This is a genomic window from Methylobacterium sp. M6A4_1b (assembly GCF_053345175.1).
The window spans coordinates 1-2,759 of record NZ_JBKEZQ010000073.1 but is presented as its reverse complement, the minus strand read 5'-3'; the positions used below and the strand labels follow the sequence as shown (position 1 = coordinate 2,759).

The following is a 2,759-nucleotide window of genomic DNA, read 5'->3' as shown; positions in this document are numbered from 1 at the left end:
AGAGCCACATACACGCCCGCCTCGCCAAAGCCGACGACGTCGGCCCGGCCGTCGCCGTTCACGTCGGCCAGCTCGCGATGGTAGTGGTTGTCGCTCGTCCAGGAGCCAGCACCAGGACTGGCGCCGAAGGCCTGCAGCTTGAGCTGGACCTCAGAGAAAGACAGGTCTGCGGTAGGAGGCGGGGCAAGCGTGACTGTGAATACGGATCGTCCAGACCCGTATGAGGAAGTCTCAACTATATTCCGAACATCGTTAATGCTGGTTGGCTCGGTGTCCCTTGCTCCTATTGGGTCGATGAGAGTGAAAATGCCATTGCTGTAAACAAATCCGTGCGTGCTGTTCTGATTATCAACAAATCCAACGAACTGACCAGAGGCATTTGTACCGGTCACGGTAGTGCCCATTGATCCGGCAGAGTCAATTGTGGTGAAGGCACCATTGTTGTCAACGAAGCCGTGATTTCGTCCGTTGCTGTCGCTGTAAAATCCAACGAACTGACCGGAGGCAGTTACTCCCATTACCTGGGTGTCTTTCGCTCCAGGAGCGTCGATATATGAGAAAGCACGGCTATGTATGTTGTCGACAAAGCCGAGATTGAAGCCGTTCTGATTTAAAAAACCAACGAGCTGACCAACGTCGTTAATGCCAGTTACAGTAGCTGAATAATTTAACAGCAAGAATGTATTATTGAAATAAATAGCTCCTCTGGTGTTGTCCGCATCTGACACTATGATCTCACCATATGGAAGTACGGAGCGGACGAACGTATTCAAGGTACTTGAGTATGGATTATCGAAAGATGTAAAAACGCCGTGGTCGTTGATGAAACCGTGAGTATATCCCACGCTATCTTCGTATTGGCCAACGACCAAGCCGGAATTGCCAATACCAATAACTTGGCCTTTATATCCAGTTTCGATATTATTAAAAACTCCATTTACATATATAAAATCATTTTCTACTTGAAATTCATCTGTGTATTTAACAATAATCTGCCCTGAATTGCCGACAACTCCATCATGAGTGTTCTCAAAAGCATAACTGGTAACAGGCGAAATATTGTATTTAGTCATAGCAATTCCCCAACATAGATCATAATGAACCAAACGACGGCCCGGGATGAGCCCTTGTTTCCCACGTGCAATTTCGCCATCACCCTTAACTTTTGTCGATACGGTTTTTCTTATCTCGAATACGATAATTGCGCCCTGCCACCTAGAGATGATGAAATGTCAACTGATGTTGAGAGCTTAGATCGGTATGTTCCACGAGTGATCCAGTTTCAGGCAAATGACCTTAAACTCGGCACTCTCGCTTAGATTGGGCGGTGCAGTGAGTATGCTTCGCTGGTCCGCGCGATGTGCTTGCTGCCTGTCGAAATTGACCGGGCGTCTGCCATTTGAAGGGTCGCGGGTCCGTCCTGGAAGTCCGGCCCGTCTTGTCCGATCCTGACCACGGTTATGCGGGCAGCTGGCCGGGCCGCCATGAACTCGTGCAGGATCGCGGACATCTGCGTTATGTGCCACGGCCCGTTGCGCTCCGGCACCCGTCGGGGCTCACCCGGTTCCAACGAAAATCGGCTCCTGCGCTGTTCTTGATCCTGCGTAGTTTTGCTGGTTCTTCTTTATCAAGAAAGTCCTGCAACATCGATCAAACGTCCGTTTTGCGCGACTGCTAGATATTGGCAGGCGCCGAGCTCGACCACGCCAAGCCCGGCGCCCTGTCCCTAAGCATTCACCGCAGCTGTGTGCGAGCTACTGACCTAGCAGGGTGTTGAAGAAGTCGGCCAACGGCAGGCGATGAAGGGGATTTCGTCGCCGCGGTGGACGCGGATTTCGCCGCGAAGCGAGCCGTCGGCCTGGACCTCGGCCGATCCCGAGCCGCAGACCGCGTCCATCTCGTCATTGCCATTCCAGTCGAACGCGATGGCGGCGCGTGCACTCCCGCGGGTGGCTCCGCCAGCGAAAGCTCCGGTGACACACCCGAAGGCGAACGCACCGCGGCCGTCCTCGAAGAGGATGTAGGCTGGCTCGACCATATCGGCGTAGTCGTCCTCGTAGCCGGGCAGCTCGACGATCCGGCACTTGCCCAGGACGCTCACACCGGAGCTCCGAGCAGCTTTGGCAGGCGGACGAGGTTGTAGGCCGCAGCCGTCAAGGCGAAGGCCCATCCGACCTTGTCGCGGCCTTTGAAGCGGGCCTTGCGCAGGCCGCCGACGGTCTTGATCCAGCCAAAGCCCTCCTCGATGCGTTTGCGGATCTTCTGGCTCCGACCGTAGCCGGCGTGGCGGGTGGTTCGTCCGTCGATGGAGGAGCGGCGGCCGTTGGTGTTCCGGGCCACGTGCGCGCGCACGTTCATCGACCTGAGCTCGTTGACGAAGTCCTCGGCGTCATAGGCCTTGTCGGCACCCACCGAGATCGCCTTGGGCCGATCCGCCCTTGGCTCGATCATCGACAAGGCCGCGATCCGCTCGGCGTGACCGTTCGCCAAGGTCAGGCGGGTGTCCACGATCAGGCCGGAGCGGTTCTCCATCAGGGTATGGCCGATGAAGCAGAGCTTGGCCTCCATCCCCGGACCCTTGCGGTAGAGGCGGGCTTCTCGGTCCGTGGTGCTTTCGTGGGTCTCGTTCGAGCGCGCCTGCCCCCTGAAGTCGACCTCGACGTTGCGCCCGCCGGCGGACGGCGGCGGCGGATCTTTCCCTTGATCGTTGCCGCCCTGATCCTTGGGCTTGAAGCTCTTGATCGACGCCCAGGCCTCGA

2 protein-coding genes and 1 pseudogene are annotated in these 2,759 nt (G+C 56.4%); all 3 read right to left on the bottom strand.

Annotated features, from left to right (window positions below):
• A pseudogene (locus ACLBWX_RS23060) lies at positions 1-1,073 on the bottom strand (hypothetical protein); the annotation flags it as partial.
• Positions 1,074-1,762: 689 nt separating this feature from the next.
• A complete protein-coding gene (locus ACLBWX_RS23055) occupies positions 1,763-2,101 on the bottom strand; it encodes a hypothetical protein (RefSeq protein ID WP_447676050.1) in 339 nt (112 codons plus the stop codon).
• On the bottom strand, positions 2,098-2,759 hold a 662-nt coding region (locus ACLBWX_RS23050; RefSeq protein WP_447676051.1), incomplete at its 5' end, for an IS5 family transposase. The genes ACLBWX_RS23055 and ACLBWX_RS23050, both read right to left, overlap by 4 nt.